This window comes from Myxococcus sp. AM009 (assembly GCF_013372605.1).
GTDB classification, from domain to species: Bacteria; Myxococcota; Myxococcia; order Myxococcales; family Myxococcaceae; genus Myxococcus; species Myxococcus vastator.
Map to the genome: position 1 here is coordinate 1 of NZ_JABXEP010000404.1, position 477 is coordinate 477.

The 477-nt window shown below is 73.2% G+C and carries 1 protein-coding gene; it reads left to right on the forward strand.

The window, feature by feature from the left end; translation table 11 throughout:
• Positions 1–477: shikimate kinase (locus tag HV824_RS36110; RefSeq protein WP_255208634.1), on the forward strand; the 477-nt coding region annotated here is incomplete at both ends.

Below are 477 nucleotides of genomic sequence, written 5' to 3' on the forward strand. Positions count from 1 at the left end.
CCTCCCCATTCCCCGTCTCCGGACAGACGGTGGTGCTCGCCGGCCACCGGAGCGCCGGCAAGTCGCGCCTGTTGCCCATGGTGGCCCGCATGCTCGCGCGGCCCGGGCTGGACCTGGACGCGCACCTGGAGCGCCTCCACGGCCGCCCGCTGCGCAGGTGGGTGGCCGAAGCGCCGCAAGCGTTCCGGACCGCCGAACGACAGGCCCTGCTGGACCTGCCGGCTGGAGCCCTGGTGGCCGTGGGAGGGGGCTTCTTGTCCCACCACCCGGACGCGCTGGCCGGGCGCTTCACCCTGGTCGTCCCCGTGTGTTTCGACACCTACCGTGAGCGGCTGCTCACGGACCGGACGCGCCCGCGGCTGCGCGCCGACGTGTCGCTCGAAGAAGAATTGTCCGCCGTGTTCCATGAGCGCGAGGTGCTGCACGCCCGCGTCCCCACCGTGGCCCTGGAGGACTTCCTCCGAGGCTGCCTTGCCC